The sequence below is a fragment of the uncultured Mucilaginibacter sp. genome (assembly GCF_937859865.1).
In the GTDB taxonomy this organism is placed as follows: Bacteria; Bacteroidota; Bacteroidia; order Sphingobacteriales; family Sphingobacteriaceae; genus Mucilaginibacter_A.
Map to the genome: position 1 here is coordinate 1,990 of NZ_CALMAT010000012.1, position 22,449 is coordinate 24,438.

Genomic DNA, 22,449 nt, shown 5'->3' on the forward strand with positions numbered 1-22,449 from the left:
CGCCCAAAGTTTTAACGTTTGTTGGATACCAGCCCACCGGGATAAAACCTAAACTTTGGCTGCTGCCGGGTTTGGTAACATCAAAAACAGCCAGGCAATTGTTATCGGCGTTGGCAATGTACAAGGTTTTTTCGTTGGCAGATAAAGCCAAACCGTTGGTGGTAGAACCGGTCAGTTTAGTCGGGAACAAAGCTGTAGCCAAAGTTTCTATCACTTTATTGGTTTTGGTGTTGATCACCGAAACCGAATTATCGTTGGCATTGGCTACGTATAAAATGCTCCCTTTTTTATTCAGCAGCAATTCGTTCGGGTGGCTTTCGGTGTTGATGGTTGCGGCCAATGCTTCTTTTACCGCATCAAAAACAGCAACCTTGTCGCTTCCCCACAAAGAAACGTACAGCGTTTTTTCATCCGGCGATAAAACACAACTGTAAGCCTCGGCCGCCAATTTTATTTTGTTGATGATGCTATGCGAAGCCGGGTTGATGATATACAACGTACTGTCTTCCTTGGTTACCGAATACAAGCGGTCGCCGGTTTTATTAACAGTTATTCCGGTCGGGCAAATTTTATCTTTCGGCCACTGTTTTCCCAAAATGATGGTATCGGCGTTGCCCAGTTTGTTGTTGCTGATCGGGTAGCAAAGAATCCAATTGTCATTTCCGCCGGAAGCGTACAGTTTCTTTTCATCTTTGCTGAAGGCCAAACCGTACCACGATTTTTTGATTGTTTTCTGATCAAGCAGTTTTTCGGTATTTGGGTCAATCAATTGGATGGATTGCGTGCTTTGCCCGTTGTTGGTTACGGCCAGTAGTTTTCCGGATGCGGATAATTGCATGTTCAGCGGCAAATCGCCCAAAGGCAATGCACGTCCGGCCGGGCTTAATTTCCAGCCGTTGGGCAGCAGCACTTGCTGTGTTGATTGGATTTTGCCGGGGATTTGTGCCTGCAACTGCACCGACAACACCAAAAAAAGTATGATAAAAGAAGCATGTTTAAAAGAAACCATCCGTATAAAATATGAGTGTTTTTGTTGCCGTAAAATAACAAAACTAAAATTAAGGTTTTGTAAAGTTTAAGTTAACGCAAACCATAAATCATTTAAAATTTAATACCTTGCATAGAATTGTTAAATGTAACCAAGCTTAACACTTCCCGTAATACCGACCAAACTTATTTTATTATGCTGGAAATAAATCCGCCCGTTCCTCTAAACGAAATGGAAAGGACTGTTAACCTTTCTGAGTTTAATTTAGATTATTCTGAACTTGAAAGCCACTTTAAGGATCTGGCCAGATTAACAGCAAAAATAGCAGGTACGCCTGTTTCCCTGATTAACCTAATCGATTCTTATACAGTATGGACAATTACTAACCACGGGTTAGAAACCGGCCAGATGCCACGCGAAGATTCGATTTGCCAATACACAATCTTAAACGATTATGTTTTTGAAGTAAAGGATCTAACAGAAGATGAACGATTTAAAGATAAATTATATGTAACCGATGCCCCTAATTTGCGCTATTATTTAGGTGTTCCGATAAAAACAGAAAGCGGGCATCGGATTGGTTCCCTATGCGTTTTGGATATGGATGCAAAAAGCATCAGTTTAGAAAAGGAGATTACATCAGAAAAAATAGAAATGTTAACACTTATTGCTGCCGAGATTGTGCAAAGGCTAAAAGCATTAAGTGTAATTCAATCGCTTCAGGACCAGTTGCATGAGGCTACTTCTTTAAGGAAAAAAGTATTGCACGACATTCGCGGCCCAATTGGCGGGATTATCGGTTTGGCGCAAATCATTAACGATCAGGAAAAAAGCAATACCATAGAACAAATACTCGAAATGGTTGGCCTCATCCACCAAAGCGGAACTGCACTGCTGGAACTGGCCGACGAGATTTTAAATTCAGAAACCATAGAATTTTCCCATCAGCCGTTCAACTTGCTGGTTTTTAAAGAGAAACTACTGAAACTTTATTCGCCGCAGGCAAAAAACAAAGACATCCATTTTGCTGTAAACATAGCTGCCGGAAATGAAACAAAGGCATTTTCAAAAGATAAACTGCTGCAAATTGTTGGGAATTTGATTTCTAACGCCATAAAGTTTACGCCCCGAAACGGTTTTGTAACGGTAAACATGGCTATCATCGGCCATTCTTCCGAAGCAATGTTAAACATCATCGTTAAAGATTCGGGCGTTGGTTTAAGCCCCGAAGCAATTGCTGTAATTGTAAACGGAACGGCCACGACCACCAAAGGCACGGTTGGCGAAAAAGGTTTTGGTTTTGGTTTGGCTTTGGTAAAACATTTGGTTGATAAACTAAACGGAACAATCAATATCACTTCGGTTGAAGGGGAAGGGACGTCGTTTGAAATCAACCTGCCGCAAGGTTTAAAAACGGCACTGATTACTGCTCAATAAAAATTTTTAAAAAAACCATGCTTCTTTTATCGGCATAAAATTGTTGTTTTCTGTTGAAAGCAACGGTTGCGTTGATACTGATTTTATGCCGATAAAAGAAGCATGAGCATGTTTTAATGGTTAAACCTTTTCAAGCCTGCTGTTTTTGATGATAGATTTGATACTACGCAGCGGAACGATAACCCAAGTTGGGCGGTTGTTCAGCTCGTAGTTCAGCTCGTAAATGGCTTTTTGCAACAGGAAAGTTTGCAGTAAAACTTCCAGCCCTTCCAAATCTTTGGGGATAAAAGAAGCATTGCCAACGGTTTTGAGATAAGCTTTCATAAAAAAACCGCTGATGTAATGGTACCATTGCTCTACAAAAGGTAGCAGTTTGCTGATGTCTTCTTGGCGGATCTGGTTGTCCAAAAATAAACTGCCATAAGCGGCATAATGGAAAGAACGGACCATACCGGCAACATCGCGCATAGCAGAATATTTTAACCTTCTTTCGCTGTAGCTTCGGGCTGGTTCGCCTTCAAAATCCAAGATCAGGAAATCTTTGCCGGTAAACAAAACCTGGCCCAAATGGTAATCGCCATGGATCCTGATTTTGCTGACATCAATTTTCCGACTGTAAACTTTTTTCAACACATTTAGGATTTCTTCCTTCATGCCCAGCACTTCTTCCGCTTCAAGCCGTACGCTTTCGGGCAGTTTTTTGATGTTTTTGCTGAGGCTGGAAAATGCCACGCGCACCAAAGATTGCAGCCCGGCAAACAGCGAACGTTGGTAATGTAAAGAATACTCTTCGGATTTGAATGCTGGTAAATCTTCTCCCGAAGCCAAAGCCAGGTGCATTTCCCCGGTGCGGATGCCAAGCGTGTTTACGTGTTCGGCAACCGTGCCTTCCAGCAGTTCCTGTATATTTTCCGGTACTTCTTCAAAAGCAACCGGCTCAATCAAACTTCCTTTCAGTTCCTGTGAAATCTGTGAAAGATCAGCGTTCGACAACAACTTCTCGTTAAAATGATCCAGCCTGTCCAGCATGTATTCCCAGCCGTCGCTGTGGCTTTTTACCATTTCCTGCATCATGCCCAGCACCATGGTTTCGTGTCCGAACTTCCATTCAATAGCACCGATAAACTCTGGTATGTGTTTAAAATGAGCATGGTTGGTGAGAAATTGCGTAATCTCTACATCGGGGTTGATGGCGCGGTCTACCTTGCGGTAAATTTTTAAATAATACTTGCCATCATAAGTGATCGAGGTATTGCTTTGCTCGGCCGAAAGCACTTTTGGCTTGGTTTGCGGCTGTTCTTCGATATGCTGTTTTAAGCCTTTGTTCCCGGAAAACACAATCTCACCGTTGTTTTGCGGCACAACGTGGTGGTTTCCCATATTGGTAATGATGGCTTGTTGCAAATCAATGCCGTAAATGGCATCATACAGTACGCCTTCTTCTTCACCAACTTTTAATAACGTGATGATAGACTGCGGGCAGTTGTCCTGCAATTTCTGTGCAAGCGGCCCGGTGCCAAAAGCAACAGGCAACTGGTACATATCCGGCAAGCCTTCGCGGTAAGAAACTTCCATTAACAGAAAATACGCGCTGCCTTCTTGCAACGGCACATGCGCATGATCCACAATACGGATGTTTTCCATGCCACGCGCTTTGCCGCCAAACCAGCGCAAACGCATCAGGTAATCGGGCAAAATCTGTTTCTCTAATTGTTCAATGGTTTCCCGCTCGGCCAGGTCTTTCCATTTTTGCATGGCTAAACGATGCACTACAGTTTCCTGTGCTGTTTCTACCTGTGCTTTTTCGAGTTCAAAAATCTGGCAGGCGTAAGGGCCGAGCGTGAAGAAATAAGGCTGGTCTTCGCGCACTAATGGGAAACGATTACGGCTTAATATTTCTACTGGAACATAACCTTTGTAAGCATCCAAATTGATTTCTGCCGGTTGGGTAAACCGGGAAAGATTGGCCACCACCAGCATCACCTGCTCGCCGTAACTACGGGTGAAAGATAGGATTTTGGCATTTTCGGCAGTAACAAACTTCATATCGCCGCGGCCGAACGCTTTGTATTTTTTCCGCGTGCTGATGACCCGTTTCATCCACCCTAATAATGACGAAGTATTTCTGGATTGGATTTCCACGTTCACCGATTCGTAATGAAACTGCGGATCTAAGATTAGCGGCAAGTACAACTTTTGCGGGTTGGCTTTTGAGAAACCGGAGTTACGGTCAGAAGTCCATTGCATCGGTGTCCGAACGCCATCGCGGTCGCCCAGATAAAAGTTATCGCCCATGCCAATTTCATCACCATAATAAATAACAGGCGTACCAGGTAGCGTGAACAACAAGCTGTTTAAAAGCTGGATTTTGTTCCGGTTATTTTCCAACAAAGGTGCCAAACGATGCCGGATACCGAGATTAATCCGTGCTTTCGGGTCTTTTACATAAACGCGGTACATGTAATCGCGTTCCTCATCGGTAACCATTTCCAACGTCAGTTCATCGTGATTTCGAAGAAAAATTGCCCATTGGCAAGTATCAGGGATTGCCGGAGTTTGATCAAAAATGTCCGTGATTGGATAGCGGTCTTCCATTTGTAAAGCCATAAACATGCGCGGCATTACCGGGAAGTGGTAGTTCATCTGGCATTCATCACCATCGCCAAAATATGCCGCCGAATCTTCGGGCCACATATTTGCCTCTGCTAAAAGAAGTGTTCCGGGATAACGTTCGTCCACATATTTCCGAAGCTTTTTTAGGAATGCGTGGGTTTCTGGCAGGTTCTCGCAATTGGTGCCATCGCGCTCAAAAAGGTAAGGAACGGCATCCAAACGGAAACCATCTACGCCCATTTTACACCAGTAATCCATAATCCGAAAAACTTCTTCCTGCACCAATGGACTATCATAATTCAAATCAGGCTGGTGATGGAAAAAGCGGTGCCAATAATACTGCTGCGCTACCGGGTCCCAAGTCCAGTTGGAAGCTTCAAAATCCTGAAAAATGATACGGGCATCCTTAAACTGTTTTGGGTCATCCGTCCACACATAATAATTTCTTTTATCTGATCCTTTTGGCGCTTTCCGTGCCTTTTGGAACCAGGGATGCTGATCGGAAGTATGGTTGATCACCAGCTCGGTTATTATTTTTAAGCCTCTTTTATGGGCTTCTTTTAGCAGTTGTTTAAACTCTTTGATATCGCCGTAAGAAGGGTTGATGTTGTAATAATCAGCAATATCATAGCCGTCATCTTTCAGCGGCGAAGGATAAAAAGGGAGCATCCAGATGGCCGTAATGCCGAGGTCTTGCAGGTAATCCAGCTTTTCCATCAGCCCTTTAAAATCACCGATGCCATCGCAGTTGCCATCGTTAAAAGCTTTGATATGCAGTTCGTAAATTACGGCATCTTTATACCAATGCAATTTATCGTCTAATACTGTTCTTTCTTCGGACATATTTTGGTTGTATATTGTATAAAAATTATTGTTGGACAAGGAATAGGTGGGCAGGCATTAAATAAGGGTTTAGTTGTACAAAGTTCCATTCGCCCTGCCAGGTGTAATTGTCGCCGCTCAATAAATCCTGCACCTGAAAAGGCTTGTCGTAATCTAAACCTATTTTTGATAAAGGCAGTTTTACCCTGGCACTTTGCGTATTGTGTACATCTAGGTTTATGGCAATAATTAACAAATTATTGGTTTGCAAATCAAACTTTGTGTAACAGATAATCTGGTCGTTGGTGGTCTCGGCAAATTCAATGTTCCAGGTGCTTTGCAGTGCGGTGTTATTTCTGCGGATATGGTTTAACCGCGTGATAATTTCGCCGATGCGTGTGTTTCTTTCCCAGTCCCAATGCTTGGTCTCGTATTTTTCATTGTCAATGTATTCTTCTTTTGCGCCATGCGGTTCGTTAATGCCAAACTCGTAAACCGGGCCGTACAAACCGTAGTTGGAAGATAAGGTTCCAGCCAAAATCACGCGCATGATATGTGCATTTTCTCCGCCCTGGATTAAAGCAGGAGGCAAAATATCAGGCGTGTTGGGCCAGAAGTTGGGGCGGAAATAATAGCGCATGTCTGTTTTGGTCAGCTCCGTTATGTATTCCTCAATTTCCTGCTTGGTATTGCGCCAGGTAAAATAGGTGTAAGATTGGTTGAAACCGATCTTCGCCAACCGTTCCATCACGCGCGGACGGGTAAAGGCTTCGGCCAGGAAAATAACCTCGGGATGTTGTTTGCGCACTTCGCCGATCATCCATTCCCAAAAATGAAAAGCTTTGGTGTGCGGGTTGTCAATCCTAAAAATACGGATCCCTTCATCAACCCAAAAATCAATTACGCTTTTCAGTTCCTGCCACAGGTTTTGCCAGTCGTCGGTTTCAAAATTAAAAGGCAAAATGTCCTCGTATTTTTTAGGCGGGTTTTCGGCGTATTGCACCGTTCCGTCTGGCCGCCACTTAAACCACTGCGGGTGTTGTTTTACATAAGGATGGTCTGGTGCACACTGGTAAGCAATGTCCATCGCAATTTCGATGCTTCTTTTACCGGCCTCTTTTATGAGTGTCCTAAAATCGCGTACCGTTCCCAGTTGCGGATGGATGGCTTTGTGGCCGCCTTTTCGGTTGCCGATTGCCCAAGGTGATCCGGGATCTTCCGGACCAGCCGTTAACGAATTGTTTTTGCCTTTTCGATTTTTTTCGCCAATTGGATGAATCGGAGGAAAGTAAAGCACATCAAATCCCATTTTTTGCACGCGCGGCAGCAGTTGGATGACATCCCGAAAAGTCCCGTGTTTGCCTGCTTCCGCAGCAGCCGAACGCGGAAAAAGTTCGTACCAAGTGCTGTAAGCTGCTTTTTTCCGTTCTACCTCAATTTTATAAACGGTTGGATAAACGGTAATCAAATCTTCGTGCCGAAACTGGTACATTGCCTTTGCAACTTCCTCACTTAAAGCCAAAACCACACTTTGTGCCGGGCTTTCTGCCTGTTTTAACTCATCTGCCCAGGCCAAAAGTTCTGCTTTGTTGGTTTCGTTTCCGGCTGCCGCCTGCTCCAATAATTGAACACCGATTTGCAGTTCGACCAAAATATCCTGGCCGGCCTCGTACTTCTTTTGCAGGCCTTTTTTCCAGGTGGTGTAATGGTCTTCCCATGCTTTTACCTGAAATTCGTAAAAACCCAGTTGTTCTACTTTAAATTCCGTTTCCCAATGGTCGTTGTTGATCAATTTCATCGGAAGCTCTTTCCACAACGCCTCGGATGTAGGTTTGATAAAAATGCTTGCGGCAATCTCGTCATGCCCGTCGCCAAAAATAGCTGCCGATAAAGTAACAATTTCATCCAGCACAACCCTTGCCGGAAATTTTCCTTCTTCAACTTTTGGAAATACGTTGGTGATGATAACCCTTTGTCTGCCGCCTGGATGGATCATTGATATATGTTGTTGGTTTTTAAGATTTAATTTGATTGGTGCTTCTTTTATCGTGCAAAAATCAGTGAAGTATCCGGCTTTTGTAAACACCAAACCGAATACCAATTTTTATGTGCTAAAAGAAGCATTGTTGTTGGCCCTGTACTTATCAAAGGCCCAAATATAAATTTAAACTCTAACTATTGGTAAGTTTAAAAAGTTTAACCGGCGGCCAAAAAAATGGCCGGGGAAACGTTTTGGGCGAAAAAAACAACCAATCCAAAGCTGTTTTAGAAAAATGGTTTATAACAGAAAACCGAAAACCGCGAGGTAAACAACAGCTAACCAGTATAATTAAAAATATATTTAACAAATGATTAACTTTTTTTATCAGTTGCCGTAAAAGAAGCAGGTTAAGGTAGATTAATTTCTAATTAGGATATTTTTAAGGTAAATGGCACCATTAAGACAATTTTTTATGCAAAACTTTTTCACCAAATTTTTATGGGTAAAAGAAGCATCAACAGTTTCTGATCAAAGCATAAATGGTGTTTCTGTTTCTTTAATTTAAAATTAACCTGTTGTTTTAATTTTCCAAAAAATGATAATTTAATTTACTTTTGAAAAAATTTGTATTCTGTATTGGAGTGGTGCAACCCATGCTCTAATCGTTTAAATGTATGAACAAAGCTACTTTTCTTGTTTTTTTACTTTCTGTTTTTATCAGTTTTTGTGCGGTAAAAACAGCATCGGCACAAACCAACCTGGATAACATTTCTACCATTAATGTAGATAACCTTACCGATCAGCAGATTAAACAACTGTTGCAGCAGGCGCAAAATCAGGGTATTAGCGATACCGAGTTGTTGCAGCAGGCGCAGGCCAGGGGATTGGCAAACGGGCAGCTTCAAAAACTGCAGGCCAGGATTATCCAAATCCGAAAAAGCAGTACGGCGGGCAACAGTTTGTCGGATACGATCCTTGCCGGCAAAAGAAATTTAAACTACAAGCCAGAGGCTTTAGATACCACAAACCGGGTTGACCTTTTTGCAGATTTAAAGCCTAAAATATTTGGCGCCGACCTTTTTAAAGGTAAAAACAATTCTTTTGAGCCTAACCTTAAACTGGCGACCCCGATAAATTATATCATCGGGCCTGATGACCAGCTTAATATCAACGTTTACGGTAATTCGTTGGTAAACTGGCGGTTGGATGTTTCTCCCGAAGGCAATATTAATATTCCCGGCATTGGTATTTTAAATGTGGCCGGTAAGACGATTGAAACGGCTACAGCAATGATTAAAGCTAAACTGGCAGCAAATAATTATGCTATTGGTCATGGTACAAATGTGCAGGTGAGTTTGGGCAATATCCGCAGCATTAAAGTAATCATGATTGGGCAGTTGGAAAGGCCTGGCACTTACACTTTGCCTTCGCTGGCCACTGTTTTTAATGCCCTGTATGCGGCAGGCGGCCCAAGCGAAACGGGTAGTTTCAGGCAGATTGAAGTGATCAGAAACAACCGGATCATCAGGATATTGGATATGTATGATTTTTTGGTAAAGGGCAACCAGAAAGACAACATTGCTTTACGCGACCAGGACGTGATCCGCGTGCCTACTTACCGCACCCGGGTAGAATTGCTTGGACAGGTTAAAATTCCGGCCTTGTTTGAAGTTTTGCCAGGCGAAAGCTTTCAAACTGTTTTAAATTTTGCCGGAGGTTTTACCGATAGCGCTTACGTATCCAGGATAAAAATTTCTCAAATAAGCGGCCAGCAGCGTAAATTGACAGACTTGGTAGAAGCCGATTATTCAAATTATATGCCTTTGCGCGGCGATATTTATTACATAGAATCTGTGCTTAACCGTTTTGTAAACCGCGTTACTATTAACGGTGCTGTGTTTCGCCCGGGCGAATACGAACTGCAAAACGGGTTAAATTTGGGTCAATTGCTTGAAAAAGCAGCCGGTTTGCGGGAAGATGCTTTTACAGAACGTGGTACGATTACCAGGCTAAAACCCGATAACAGTACGGAGTTGATTTCTTTCAGCGTAAAAGATGTGCTAAACAAAGCAGTAACCATCCCACTGCAAAGGGAAGACGTGGTTTTTATTTCTTCTATTTTTGATCTGCGCAATAAATATCAGGTTACGATCAATGGGTCGGTAAGAAAGCCGGGCACAATTGATTACGCACAAAACATGAAATTGGAAGACCTGATTTTATATGCCGGTGGTTTTGCAGAAGGGGCCAGCCCGAAACGCATTGAAGTGGCCCGAAGGGTGTACAACGCTGACCCGGAATCAAAAAACAGTAAAGTTGCGCAGGTTTTTAGTGTTAATGTGGATAGCCAGCTTAAGCTTGCCGGTGTTGATTTTGTGCTGCAGCCTTTTGATATAGTTTCGGTGTACAGCCTCCCGGGGTTTGAAAAACAAAGGACCGTAAGGGTAGAAGGCGAGGTGCTGTATCCGGGATCCTACACCATTCAAACCAAAGACGAAAAAATCTCTGATTTGGTTAGGCGTGCCGGTGGTTTAACTGTCTCGGCCGATGTACAAGGCGGTTCCTTAAAAAGAAGCAACATTGCTATTTTAGGTGTTGATAAAAATAAAACCGATACCACGGCTTTAAGATTGGAAAGGAATGAGCAAGTGAGCCGTTTAAGAAGGACCAACAGGGGCGATACAACGAATACCAATAATTTGCAGCCCCGCAATAATTATGTAGGTATTGACCTGCGGAAAATAATAGAAAAACCAGGTACAAAGACTGATTTAATACTGGAAGATGGCGATGTTTTACGGGTGCCAAAAGAACAGCAGGTTGTACGTGTAAACGGCGAAGTGCTTTATCCGAGTGCCGTGGTTTACAGCAAATCAAAATCGTTTAAGTCTTATGTCTATAATGCAGGTGGTTTTTCGTCCAATGCCTTAAAAAGCGCTGCTTATGTGGTTTATCCAAACGGAACGGTAAAAGGGACGAAGAAAATCCTTTTCTTTAACAATCACCCCAGTATAAGGCCGGGGAGCGAAATTTTTGTGCCTAACAAACCTAAAAACCCGGTTAACGCCATTCAAACAGTTTTAGGGCTGACCACAGGTTTAGCTTCATTAGGCGCTATTATTTTAGGGATAATAAGTGTTACCAAATAGATTGTCGGTTTGCGAAAGTAGTAAAGGATGGTTTAGAAGATACTAAATGGAAAAAAATAGCATTTCTGATTCTGAAGAAATATCTTTAAAAGAACTCGTTTTAAAAGTAAAGTCTGCAATTGCTTATTTAAAAAGCAAATGGGTTTTGATTACGATATGTGGTATTATGGGCGGGTTGTTGGGTTTGGCATATTCCTTCTACCGAAAACCGCTTTATATCGCAACCAGCACGTTTGTTTTAGAAGATAGTAAAGGCGGAGGTTTAGGCCAATATGCCGGTTTAGCATCGTTGGCAGGGATAGATATTGGCGGAGGGGCTGGCGGGATATTTCAAGGCGACAATATTATTGAATTGTACCGGTCCCGGGTGATGTTGGAAAAAACATTGCTTAGTCCAGTTGTGATTGAAGGGAAAAAGCAGTTGCTGATTGACCGTTACATCAATTTTAATAAGCTGCGCGACAAATGGAAAGAGAAAGACCATATTTCTTCCATCAGTTTTTATGGTGATCCTGACAAATTTAACCGGAAGCAGGACAGTATCATTTCGGATTTGGTTGGACTTTTAAGGACTAAAATTTTGGGCGTTGATAAGATTGATAAAAAACTGAACATTTTAAAAGTAGATATTGCTACCGATGATGAGCTTTTTTCTAAAGAGTTTAACAACAAATTGGTAGAAACGGTAAACAACTTTTATACCGAAACCAAAACAAAAAAAAGTTCGCAAAATGTAATGATCCTGCAAAAACAAGCCGATAGTGTAAAACGGGTTTTGAATTCATCTATCGGTGGTGTAGCTTCCGCTATTGATGCCGCACCCAATGCCAACCCTGCTTTGCTTACCTTACGTGTGCCTTCTCAACGACGACAAGTTGATGTACAGGCTAACTCTGCTATTTATGGAGAGATTGTGAGAAATTTAGAAGTTTCTAAAATTTCATTACGCCAGGAAACACCTTTAATCCAAGTGATCGACAGGCCTGTATTGCCTCTGTTTGTAAGTAGTTTAGGCAAATTAAAAGGGATTTTAGTGGGTGGGTTTTTAGGCGTTTTTTTAATCACCTTAATCCTTTCTGTTCGTAAAATTTTTACCGCAATCCTTAATTAACAGGTATAATATGAAACATTATACACTTAAAGTTATAGGGTTACGTAAAGAAACAGCGGATACACTAACCGTAGTATTTAAACAGCCGGGGTTAAAAAAAATAAAATACCAAGCTGGCCAATACCTAACCCTGATCTTTCACATCAATGGCCGCAGGTATATCCGGCCTTATTCGTTTTCCTCTGCACCAGGTTTTGATCAGGATTTGGAGGTTACGGTAAAGCAGGTTCCGGGAGGCATTGTTTCAAACCATATTGCCGACCGGTTAAAAACAGGTGATCTGGTGGAAGTAATGGAACCGATGGGAAGTTTCGTCCTAAATCCTGATTCAATAACAACAGCTACGCATATTGTACTATGGGGGGCAGGAAGCGGGATAACGCCACTTTTTTCTATCCTAAAAGAAGCATTGTCTAAAAATACAGGCAAGCAAGTTACGCTGGTTTATGGCAACCGCAGTTTGGAAAGTGTGATTTTTAAGGATAAAATTATGGCACTAAAAACAGTATATCCAAATTTTACTTCCTGGGATTTTCATACTAAGCTTGCTATCAGCGAGGTTAATCCAACTATTATTGAAGGACGAATTGATCCGGCAAAAGTACTTTCGGTAATGCAGGCAGAAGGAGATTTAAACCAAATGTTGCATTATATCTGCGGCCCAACCGGATTAAAAGAGTCGGTAAAAACAGCATTGCTGGGTTTAGGTGTCAACGATCAAAGCATCCTGACGGAAGATTTTGAGATTGTAAGAGACCCGGTCGAGTTTGAAAATATCAGTACCAGGATGGTAACGGTGATTAAAGCTGGTGTAAAATCTTTGGTTGAAGTAGTTAAAGGCAAAAGTATTTTAGAAGCCGGGCTGGATGCAATGCTCGATTTATCGTACTCCTGCCAAACCGGAAGTTGTTTGCTTTGCAAGGCCGTACTTTTAAAAGGTGAGGTTAAAATGATAGGCCTTGCAACCAGGCCCGAAGGATTAATTACCGATGAATGTCTTTTATGTTGTAGTTTTCCTTTGGTGGACAACGTAGAAGTTGCTGTTGCGTAAAAATATATAGATTTTACTACATGAAAGTTGTGTTGCTTGCTGGTGGTTTAGGTACCAGGTTATCCGAAGAAACGGTTTTAAAGCCAAAACCAATGGTCGAAATTGGTGGTATGCCGATACTTTGGCACATCATGAAAATGTATTCTGCCCATGGTTTTAATGATTTTGTCATCTGCCTGGGCTACAAAGGCTACGTGGTGAAAGAATACTTCGCCAATTATTTTCTGCATCAATCGGATGTTACCATTGATCTGGCAAAAAATTCGATGGAAGTGCACGATTCTCAGGCAGAACCTTGGAAAATAACTTTGGTAGATACCGGAAACGAATCCATGACAGGTGGCCGGATCAAAAGGATCCAGCAACATACCGAAAACAAACCTTTTATGCTGACGTATGGCGATGGCGTTTCTGATGTCAACATTACCGAATTGTTAAAATTCCATCAAGCCAACGGAAAGTATTGTACTGTTACTGCCGTACAGCCATCAGGCAGGTTTGGTGCCATCAATATGGATGCAGCTAATCAGGTAAAATCATTTATGGAAAAACCAAAAGGTGATGGTGCCTGGATTAACGGTGGTTTTTTTGTTTGTGAACCCGAAATATTTAACTATATTAAAGATGGCGACAGCACGATTTGGGAACGCGAACCAATGGAAAAGATTGCAGAAGAAGGGCAGATGATGGCTTTTAAACACGACAAGTTTTGGAAGCCGATGGACACACTTCGGGATAAGCACGAGCTGGAAGAAGAGTGGTCTCAGAACAGGGCGAAATGGAAAATTTGGTAATATGGGTTTTTGGAATTGTTACCACGGGAAAAAAGTGTTGATTACAGGCCATACCGGTTTTAAAGGATCGTGGCTGGCAATTTGGTTAAAAGAATTGGGAGCTGAAGTTTATGGTTATGCCTTGGCTCCATCATCTGATGCAGATAATTTTGTAACCTGCAACTTGGCTAAAGAAGTTGACCATATGGTAGGTGATGTTCGTGATGCAAAAAAATTAAAAGATTATTTTAAGCATGTACAACCAGATATTGCTTTTCATCTTGCCGCTCAGCCTTTAGTTTTATTATCATATCAAAACCCGGTCGAAACCTTTGAAACAAACCTGATGGGTACAGTAAACTTTTTTGAAGCCGTACGCCAAACACCATCTGTAAAAGCAGCAGTAAACATTACCAGTGATAAATGTTATGATAACAAAGAATGGGTTTGGGGCTATCGCGAAAATGACCCAATGGGCGGGAAAGATCCTTACAGTGCTTCAAAAGGTTGCGCCGAATTAATTACTTCATCCTACATAAACTCTTTTTTTAATGGTGAAAGTTGCTGCGTGGCTTCTGCCCGTGCCGGCAATGTAATCGGTGGCGGGGATTGGGCTGCCGACCGTATCGTGCCCGATTATTTCCGGGCAGTAAAGGCCGGAGAGAAATTAACAATCCGTAACCCAAGCGCAACTCGCCCCTGGCAGCATGTTTTAGAGCCATTAAGCGGTTATTTAAATTTGGGCGCAGCCTTATTTTTAAAAGGTAAACCGTTTGTTGGCGGATGGAATTTCGGACCGGAAGATTCTGCAAATTATTCAGTTCAGGATTTGATAGAAAAAATATTGCAAATTGATCATACGGGCGGTTATACCATTCCGGAAAATACAAACAAGCCCCACGAAGCTCATTTTTTGAAGTTGGATATATCAAAAGCTGTAAACAGGTTAGGTTGGAAGCCTGTACTTTCATTTGATGAAACCGTGAAATTTACAGTAGAAGGTTATCAGGCAGAAAATGACCATTCAAAATCAATTTTAGAAAACAGGGTGCAACAAATTCAAAATTACGTTACAAAAGCTAAAAGTAAAGCCGAATGGGCTTATAGGTAAAATACATGAAAATATTCGGCACACCATTTAGCGATCTGTTTTTGTTAGAATATCATATCCACCGGGATACACGAGGCGAATTTGTAAAAACCATTCACGACGATGTATTTCAATCTCATGGGTTAGATTACTTATTTGTAGAAAACTACTTTTCAGTATCCCACAAAAATGTGATCAGAGGTATGCATTTTCAAAATCCGCCGCACGACCATGCTAAATTAGTTTATGCGGTAACCGGTAAGACTTTGGATGTAGTATTGGATATTCGAAAATCATCTCCTACTTATGGCGAATTTTTTTCGGTTGAATTGAGTGCAGAAAAAAGAAACGCCATTTATATTGGAAAAGGTTTTGCACATGGTTTTTTAAGTTTAGAAGACAATAGTTTGGTAGAATACCATACTACAACCGCGCAAAACAAAGCCTCAGAAGATGGCATCAAATGGGATTCGTTCGGTTTTGAATGGAATGTTGAAAACCCAATTATTTCTGAAAGAGACCAGTCATTTGAAGATTTCAAAAAGTTAATTGCAGTTTAATGAAAGTGTTGATTATTGGTGCATCCGGATTGGTGGGCAGTAACTTGTACCAGGTTTTTGGGAAGAACAATAAAGACGGAATCAACTTGGGAACCCACCTAAGTTATTCAACCGATCATTCTGTTTATTTTGACCCGCTAAAAGAAGTACCGATTGAAATAAGCAAAGAAAACTGGGATGTAATTATCCATACCGGCGCATTAACCAATGTAGATCAATGCGAAACAGAGCAGGATTTAAGTTACCAGCTAACTGTTGCATCTACACAAATGCTTCTTTTACTGGCAAAAAATAACAATTCAAAATTTGTATATCTATCTACAGACTATGTGTTTAATGGCGAAAATGGGCCTTATATAGAAACAGATAAAGTTGAACCATTAAATGTTTATGGCAAACATAAATTGGAAGCAGAAAAATTAGTTTTAACATATCCTGATCATTTAATTTTGCGTATTACCAATGTTTATGGGAATGAAATTCGAAACAAAAATTTTATTGCCAGAATATTAGATTCTGTAAAGCAAAAAGAATTTGTTGAGATTAAAGCACCGGTTGATCAGCTTGCAACACCGGTAAACGCAGCAGATGTGGCAAAAGCAATTTACCTTTTAGTACAAGATAATAGAACAGGTATCTATCATTTGGCAAGTACAGATTATTTATCGCGCGTACAATTATTGCAACGCATAAATGCTTATTATGCCAATAAGATCAAAATTATACCGGTAAAAACAGCATCACTAAACCAGGCTGCCCTTCGCCCTCTTCGTGGCGGTTTAATAGCGGCAAAGTTTGCTTCAGAATATCCTGATTTTATTTTTTCAAATGTAGATGATTACTTAAAAAAGCAATAATGATCAGTCAAACTATAAACGCTCAGGGCTTTGAGCTAAAAACAACAAAAATTTCGGAACCGGGCAAAGATTATATACCTGTAACCGGAAAGATAATCGAAGAAGATGATTTGCTGTTAGGTATGGAAGCCGTAGCAGATGGATGGTTAACCGCAGGAAGGTTTGCTAATCAGTTTGAAAGTAATTTTACTTCCTATTTTAAGGCGGTAAAAACACTATTGGTTAATTCCGGCTCGTCAGCCAATCTGGTTGCCTTTTATTCTTTAACATCACCTAAATTGGGCGACCGTGCAATTAAGCCTGGAGATGAAGTGATTACCGTTGCAGCAGGTTTTCCAACCACGGTTAATCCAATTGTGCAATTTGGCGCTGTTCCGGTTTTTGTAGATGTAGATATTGCTACGCATAATGTACAGGCAGATCTGATCGAACAAGCTGTTTCCTCTAAAACCAAAGCCATCATGATCGCGCATTCTTTAGGAAACCCATTTAATCTGGATGAAGTGATGCGTGTGGCAAAAAAATATAACTTATGGGTTGTAGAAGATGACTGTGATTCCTTGGGAGCAACTTACAGAGGCAAAAAAACCGGGACATTTGGTGATATTTCAACTTTCTCATTTTATCCTGCACACCACATAACCATGGGCGAAGGTGGTGCCGTATTAATTAACAATCCTGAATTGGCCAAAATTGCCGAAAGCTTTCGGGATTGGGGCCGGGACTGCTATTGTGAACCTGGACGAGACAATACATGCGGCTGCCGGTTTTCTCAACAGTTAGGATCGTTGCCTTACGGGTATGACCATAAATATACCTATTCGCATGTTGGGTTTAATTTAAAAGTAACTGATATGCAAGCCGCAATCGGGGTATCACAATTTAAAAAGATAGACCGTTTTGTAGAGAAGCGCCGACAGAATTATAAAGCATTATACGAGCGTATGAAAGAGTTTGAGGAGGTTTTTGTCCTGCCAGAACCAACACCTGAGAGCGACCCATCCTGGTTTGGGTTTTTGATGACGTTGCGAGAAGGAGATGCCGCAGACCGGCACATGTTAGTTCAACATTTGGAACAACATAAAATAGGGACAAGGTTGTTATTTGCCGGAAACTTATTGCGCCAGCCAGCCTATACAAATGTACATCACAGGGTAAGCGGAGGTTTAAAAAACACAGATATCATCATGAACCAGTCATTTTGGTTGGGGGTATGGCCCGGGTTGAACGATAATCATTATGATTATATTACGGATACAATAAGGGATTACATTAATGGATAAAGTTTGGTACTTAAAACTAAGTATCAAATTTAAGTGATTTATGAGCCGTGCTAACTCTGCTTTAAAAGGAATAATTTCTTCCCAAGTCTTTATGGTAATAAACTTGTTGTTAAATTTATTTTCAACACCATTTATTATTCATCATCTTAATGCACAAGTGTATGGTTTATCCATTATCATTTTTCAAATTGTAGGTTATCTTGGAATTTTTGATTTTGGTCTAACCTCCGGAATGGTGAGGTATCTGGCTACTGCCCGCGGAGAAAGTGAGGAAGCCATATCTAATAGCAGAAAGATTATATCTACTTCTTTTATAATATACGCTTTTTTAGGAGTAATAGTTTCTGTAATAGGTATAGGTTTGGCTCCTTTTGCATCAATGGCTTTTAAGATCACTAATAATTTTGAACATCAGGTAACTCACATCATTTCCATTATAAGTGTAATTGTAGGTTTGCAATTTTTAGTTAAAGCTGTAACCGGAGTTTTTTTTGCCCATCAGAGGCAAGTGCTGTCTAATAGTATAATATTCGCTACCGGTATTTTAAATACAATATTAATTGTTCTATTTATATACTTGGGATACAATTTGTGGAGCTTTGTTTATGCTCAAATAATTGTTTTAATAATAAGCGGGATAATTAATGTTTATTTTTTTAAAAAATATTATCGTAGTATATCTATTTCAATAAAAGATTTTGACTATTCATTACTAAAAGAAATGTTTTCTTTTGGTTTTTTTATTTTTTTAAACGGGATAGCTGTTCAGATAATTTTTCAAACCGATCGCATCATGATTGGATCAATTATATCCTTATCGGCTGTAACTATTTATTCTATAACCTCTAAAATTCCGGAAATTGTTTCACAACTGATATGGAAAATAACGGATAATGCATTGCCGGCAATGATTGAGTTATCTGGTGCTGGTTCTAAAAAGCCATTTAGAGATATCCACAATAATATAATGCAGTTATCATTATCGCTTGCAACGGCAGGTTTTTGGATAATTATAATTATAGCTTTTCCTTTTATTAAACTATGGGTAGGTGGGCAATATTATGCAGGGATTACATTTATAGCAGTTGTATCTTACATGTTTCTTATTCATCATTCTATTATACATGTTACAGCAGTATGTTTAAACGGGGCCGGGTTTACCAAAGGGTTTTCAATAATGTCTTTGATAGAAGCGGCTGCCAACTTAGCACTATCTATTATACTTGGCCGTTTATATGGCATTACTGGAATAGTGGTTGCCACAATTATAGCAGGCATTTTAACATCTGGCTGGTTTGTACCCTATATTGCTTTTAAAAATATGGATTTCGATTGGAAGCAGTACTTTTATTATATTTTGAAACCTGTTATTGGCTGTTCATTTTTTGGAGTTTTGTTTTATTATGAGTTTAATGATTTTTTTAAAGCTATTAATCAATGGATAATATTGTTTTTATCAGCAGCAGGTATAACAATTTTATTTCTTTTGCCTGTGTTTTATATTAACAAAAGAAGTGTGTTAAACTTTATGAATAGAAATAAATAACCAATGCCTAAAGTTTCCATAATTATCCCAACTTTTAACAGGGCAGCTTATTTAAAAAAAGCTATTGAAAGTATTTTTTTACAAGATTATACGGATTATGAAATTATTGTAACAGATAATTCTTCAACAGATAATACAGAAGAAGTTATAAAATCTTTTCATGATGATAGAATAGTTTACCAACGAAACGATGAAAATGTTGGTATCACAAACAACCACAATATAGCATTAAAACTTTGTAAAGGTGAATATATCCATATTTTTAGTGATGATGACATCATGTTGCAAGGATGTATCAGAAAGAAAGTAGCGGTACTTGACAGTTTTCCTACAGTGGGTGTAGTTCATTCAGATATTAAAATTATTGGTTCTGATGACGAAGTAATATCAGAAACCCATTGGGCGCAATTGGCTTGGAAACATTGGTCGGATGTTCATAAAGCCGACAAATTGTTTAAGGGAAAGAAATATCATCGGCTGTTGTATAAAATACATAATTTAATAGGGTTGCCTTCTGCAATGATTAGACGTTCTGTGATTGATAAAATTGGATATTTCGACCCAAGCTTTGTTTACATACTTGACTGGGACTTTTGGCTCAGGTTAACGCTATTTTACGATGTTTATTATATAAAAGATAAACTGATTTTATTTAGGTCACATCAATTAAGTACTACGAGTAAAGTGTCGTCACTGTTATTTACCGAACGTAGAAAAATGAAGGCGAAACTTATTCAAAGCTTCCCTAACGATGCATTTATGAAGGATTATAAATATATAGAATTTCTTCAGAAAGCAATGTACTATTCAGATTATAGCATTTACAGGATCTTTAAAATAATTTTAAAAAAGATACTATATATTTGACTAATAGCTTTACTTGATGGAAAATCAGTTGAACATTTTTTTTACGATTGATGAAAATTACATACAACATTTTACAGTAACACTAACGTCTATTTTAGAAAACAATAAAGATTTATCAATAAGGGTATTTGTAATTCATGATCTTAAAAAAATATCAATTTTAAACAGAGCAAGTAATTTCATAAAAAAAAGATATGGTGTAACTTTAGAATTATATTCATTAAACCCTAAGTTATTTGAAGAATTTAAAATAACAGACCATGTTTCTAAAGCCACTTACTTCAGACTATTACTTACAGAAATTATCCCAAATGATGTAAATTACGGTTTGTTTATTGACTCTGATATTGTTGTAACAGGGCCGCTTAGATATTTTTCACAAATAAATTTTGACAATAGTTGCAACTCCAATTCATTGTTTGCTGTAAAGGATGATGATATTGTTAATGTAAAAAGACTTAATAGTTTGGGTTTTGAAACAATGAAGTATTTTAATGCAGGTGTAATGTATATAAATTTAAAAGCATGGAGAAATGAAAAAGCCCCACAGCATTTAATTCAAATAGCTGAAGAATTTAAGCAGGAATTATTATGGTGGGACCAGGATGTATTAAATATGTTTTTTTACGATAAATGGTCGCCGCTTCCCTTTGTTTATAATGCATTTGCACTTCAAGAGAAGATGCCGAATTTGCCAGTTGTAATTCATTATACTGGGTCTTTTAAACCTTGGGATTATAACAACAATCACCCTTATCGTTACTTGTATTTTAAATATTTAAAAATTACGCCTTATAAATTCTACAATCCATTTTTTTATACTTATAAAAAAAGGATAGTTGGTAAAATAAAAAAAATATTTAATGTTAAAAACAAGCAGTAATTATTAGTTATAGTATGGTAATCAATTAAGGTCCTTTTTAAATTCTGTCATATCTTTTGACAAGCTTAGGGTTAATAATTATAATGCTTCTTTTATGCCTGTAAATTTTGTTTTAAATGTTGCATTGATACAAAAAGTACAATATGTGCCAATGATTTTTTGGTGGTAAAAGAAGCATGGAAAATAAATTGAATAAAATTTAAACAGGCCCTTAAAATGTTAATATTTCTTTTGGCTTTTGATTGGCAGTAAATTGTTAAAGATATATTTGTAAAAATTAAAAACGAAAAGTTTGATATGTTTTTTTATAAATATAGTTGATGTTATTGAAATGGTAAATTATATATGTAAATCTCCAGTGTTGTTTTTAATATTTAATAGGCCGGAAGAAACAAGAAGGGTATTTGATAGAATTAAAGAGGTTAAGCCATCAAAGTTATATATAGCTGCAGACGGCCCTCGTAAAAACAAAGCAACAGATATTGAATTGTGCCAAAAAACACAAGCTATTGTAAATGAAATAGATTGGGATTGTGATGTAAAAACGTTATTTCATAATATAAATTATGGTTGCAAAATTGCAGTTAGTAACAATATAACATGGTTTTTTGAAAATGAAGTTGAAGGCATAATTTTAGAAGATGATTGTTTGCCAAGTCAACAATTTTTTGAATATTGTGATATTTTGCTTGACAAATATAGAGATGATACAAGAATACGGCATATTAGTGGCAGTAACTTGAATGCTGGAAAGATAAGTAGTGATACCTATTATTTTTCAAAGTTAACCAGTATATGGGGTTGGGCTTCCTGGAGGCGGGTATGGAAAGATTATGACGTGAATTTAACCCTTTTTGACAAAGTTACAAGTTTGTCTTTGTTTAATAATATTATTCCGGATAAATTGGTTGCAAACCATTTTTATAAACAGTTTAAATTAATCAAGCAAAGTGGTTTGGATACATGGGACTATCAATATGTGTTTTGTAATATGATAAATAATGGTTTGTGCATCCAGCCTAATTACAACATGATTTCAAATATTGGTTTTAATAAAGATGCTACCCATACACATGATGCAGAAAATGTTCTCTCAAACTTGCTTTTTGAAAAATATGATCAAATGGTGCATCCTGATTTTATTATTCCTAATGTAATTAGTGATATTAAACAAGTAAAGAAATATATTCCATCTCCAATTCAGAGGGGGAAATATTACCTAAAGTATCATCTTAAAAAAATAGTTGTAAAGTTAATTAAGCTTAAATAATTAGGTTGTTATTACAAACTAAAATATATTGTTATAAATAATTATAAGTTAGTTTATTAAAATGTCATATGAAGAGTTGCAAAATTTGTAATAGTGAAATACAGGAATGTTTTAATGGCCTAATTTTAAAGAAGTATAATGAAACATATTATAGATGTGTTAATTGTG

16 protein-coding genes are annotated in these 22,449 nt (G+C 38.9%); 13 read left to right on the plus strand and 3 right to left on the minus strand.

Annotated elements, in window-relative coordinates; genetic code table 11:
* Positions 1–1,009 (minus strand): YncE family protein (locus tag Q0192_RS01705; protein ID WP_299285131.1); only part of this gene is annotated, 1,009 nt, incomplete at its 3' end.
* Positions 1,010–1,183: 174 nt separating this feature from the next.
* Here Q0192_RS01705 and Q0192_RS01710 point away from each other — a divergent pair.
* Positions 1,184–2,425 (plus strand): ATP-binding protein, encoded by a 1,242-nt coding sequence (locus tag Q0192_RS01710; protein ID WP_299285134.1) that lies wholly within the window; start codon positions 1,184–1,186, stop codon positions 2,423–2,425.
* A gap of 120 nt (positions 2,426–2,545) precedes the next feature.
* Here the strand turns inward: Q0192_RS01710 and treS are convergent, their stop codons facing one another.
* Together treS and Q0192_RS01720 are read right to left on the minus strand one after the other, a co-directional pair.
* Positions 2,546–5,881: a maltose alpha-D-glucosyltransferase gene (gene treS / locus Q0192_RS01715; protein ID WP_299285137.1), complete on the minus strand. Its 3,336-nt coding sequence runs from the start codon at positions 5,879–5,881 to the stop codon at positions 2,546–2,548.
* A gap of 25 nt (positions 5,882–5,906) precedes the next feature.
* The gene (locus Q0192_RS01720; RefSeq protein WP_299285140.1) at positions 5,907–7,856 is read right to left on the minus strand and encodes an alpha-1,4-glucan--maltose-1-phosphate maltosyltransferase; all 1,950 of its coding nucleotides are present in this window, start codon (positions 7,854–7,856) and stop codon (positions 5,907–5,909) included.
* A 659-nt stretch (positions 7,857–8,515) separates the two neighbouring features.
* Here Q0192_RS01720 and Q0192_RS01725 point away from each other — a divergent pair.
* The 12 genes from Q0192_RS01725 (at position 8,516) to Q0192_RS01780 (ending at position 22,281) form a co-directional block, all read left to right on the plus strand.
* Positions 8,516–10,990, plus strand: coding sequence for an SLBB domain-containing protein (locus Q0192_RS01725; RefSeq protein ID WP_299285142.1), 2,475 nt, complete (start codon positions 8,516–8,518; stop codon positions 10,988–10,990).
* A gap of 46 nt (positions 10,991–11,036) precedes the next feature.
* Positions 11,037–12,101, plus strand: coding sequence for a lipopolysaccharide biosynthesis protein (locus Q0192_RS01730; RefSeq protein WP_299285145.1), 1,065 nt, complete (start codon positions 11,037–11,039; stop codon positions 12,099–12,101).
* 10 nt (positions 12,102–12,111) lie between these two features.
* Entirely contained in the window at positions 12,112–13,152 is a 1,041-nt protein-coding gene (locus Q0192_RS01735; protein ID WP_299285148.1) for a ferredoxin--NADP reductase, read from the plus strand.
* A 20-nt stretch (positions 13,153–13,172) separates the two neighbouring features.
* Positions 13,173–13,946, plus strand: coding sequence for a glucose-1-phosphate cytidylyltransferase (rfbF, locus tag Q0192_RS01740; protein ID WP_299285151.1), 774 nt, complete (start codon positions 13,173–13,175; stop codon positions 13,944–13,946).
* Between the two features lies 1 nt (position 13,947).
* Positions 13,948–15,036 (plus strand): CDP-glucose 4,6-dehydratase, encoded by a 1,089-nt coding sequence (rfbG, locus tag Q0192_RS01745; protein ID WP_299285154.1) that lies wholly within the window; start codon positions 13,948–13,950, stop codon positions 15,034–15,036.
* A 5-nt stretch (positions 15,037–15,041) separates the two neighbouring features.
* Positions 15,042–15,575 carry a dTDP-4-dehydrorhamnose 3,5-epimerase gene (rfbC, locus tag Q0192_RS01750; protein WP_299285157.1) on the plus strand — a complete coding sequence of 178 codons (534 nt, stop codon included), beginning with the start codon at positions 15,042–15,044 and terminating at the stop codon, positions 15,573–15,575.
* Positions 15,575–16,432, plus strand: coding sequence for an SDR family oxidoreductase (locus tag Q0192_RS01755; protein ID WP_299285160.1), 858 nt, complete (start codon positions 15,575–15,577; stop codon positions 16,430–16,432). Before rfbC ends, Q0192_RS01755 begins: the two co-directional genes overlap by 1 nt.
* Entirely contained in the window at positions 16,432–17,715 is a 1,284-nt protein-coding gene (rfbH, locus tag Q0192_RS01760) for a lipopolysaccharide biosynthesis protein RfbH (protein ID WP_299285163.1), read from the plus strand. The genes Q0192_RS01755 and rfbH overlap by 1 nt, the downstream gene beginning before the upstream one ends.
* Before the next feature lie 40 nt (positions 17,716–17,755).
* Positions 17,756–19,261 carry an oligosaccharide flippase family protein gene (locus tag Q0192_RS01765; protein WP_299285165.1) on the plus strand — a complete coding sequence of 502 codons (1,506 nt, stop codon included), beginning with the start codon at positions 17,756–17,758 and terminating at the stop codon, positions 19,259–19,261.
* Between the two features lie 3 nt (positions 19,262–19,264).
* Positions 19,265–20,128 (plus strand): glycosyltransferase, encoded by an 864-nt coding sequence (locus tag Q0192_RS01770; RefSeq protein WP_299285168.1) that lies wholly within the window; start codon positions 19,265–19,267, stop codon positions 20,126–20,128.
* A 16-nt stretch (positions 20,129–20,144) separates the two neighbouring features.
* Positions 20,145–21,011: a glycosyltransferase family 8 protein gene (locus Q0192_RS01775; protein ID WP_299285172.1), complete on the plus strand. Its 867-nt coding sequence runs from the start codon at positions 20,145–20,147 to the stop codon at positions 21,009–21,011.
* Positions 21,012–21,342: 331 nt separating this feature from the next.
* Positions 21,343–22,281: a nucleotide-diphospho-sugar transferase gene (locus tag Q0192_RS01780; protein WP_299285175.1), complete on the plus strand. Its 939-nt coding sequence runs from the start codon at positions 21,343–21,345 to the stop codon at positions 22,279–22,281.
* Positions 22,282–22,449 lie beyond the last annotated feature (168 nt).

Excerpts from the sequence above, each read along its gene's own strand:
- Q0192_RS01765 (WP_299285165.1), top strand. The coding sequence starts at position 17,756 with ATGAGCCGTGCTAACTCTGCTTTAAAAGGAATAATTTCTTCCCAAGTC.
- rfbC (WP_299285157.1), top strand. The coding sequence starts at position 15,042 with ATGAAAATATTCGGCACACCATTTAGCGATCTGTTTTTGTTAGAATAT.
- Q0192_RS01710 (WP_299285134.1), top strand. The coding sequence starts at position 1,184 with ATGCTGGAAATAAATCCGCCCGTTCCTCTAAACGAAATGGAAAGGACT.
- Q0192_RS01770 (WP_299285168.1), top strand. The coding sequence starts at position 19,265 with ATGCCTAAAGTTTCCATAATTATCCCAACTTTTAACAGGGCAGCTTAT.
- Q0192_RS01720 (WP_299285140.1), bottom strand. The coding sequence starts at position 7,856 with ATGATCCATCCAGGCGGCAGACAAAGGGTTATCATCACCAACGTATTT.
- rfbG (WP_299285154.1), top strand. The coding sequence starts at position 13,948 with ATGGGTTTTTGGAATTGTTACCACGGGAAAAAAGTGTTGATTACAGGC.
- rfbH (WP_299285163.1), top strand. The coding sequence starts at position 16,432 with ATGATCAGTCAAACTATAAACGCTCAGGGCTTTGAGCTAAAAACAACA.
- Q0192_RS01780 (WP_299285175.1), top strand. The coding sequence starts at position 21,343 with ATGGTAAATTATATATGTAAATCTCCAGTGTTGTTTTTAATATTTAAT.
- treS (WP_299285137.1), bottom strand. The coding sequence starts at position 5,881 with ATGTCCGAAGAAAGAACAGTATTAGACGATAAATTGCATTGGTATAAA.
- rfbF (WP_299285151.1), top strand. The coding sequence starts at position 13,173 with ATGAAAGTTGTGTTGCTTGCTGGTGGTTTAGGTACCAGGTTATCCGAA.
- Q0192_RS01730 (WP_299285145.1), top strand. The coding sequence starts at position 11,037 with ATGGAAAAAAATAGCATTTCTGATTCTGAAGAAATATCTTTAAAAGAA.
- Q0192_RS01755 (WP_299285160.1), top strand. The coding sequence starts at position 15,575 with ATGAAAGTGTTGATTATTGGTGCATCCGGATTGGTGGGCAGTAACTTG.
- Q0192_RS01735 (WP_299285148.1), top strand. The coding sequence starts at position 12,112 with ATGAAACATTATACACTTAAAGTTATAGGGTTACGTAAAGAAACAGCG.
- Q0192_RS01775 (WP_299285172.1), top strand. The coding sequence starts at position 20,145 with ATGGAAAATCAGTTGAACATTTTTTTTACGATTGATGAAAATTACATA.
- Q0192_RS01725 (WP_299285142.1), top strand. The coding sequence starts at position 8,516 with ATGAACAAAGCTACTTTTCTTGTTTTTTTACTTTCTGTTTTTATCAGT.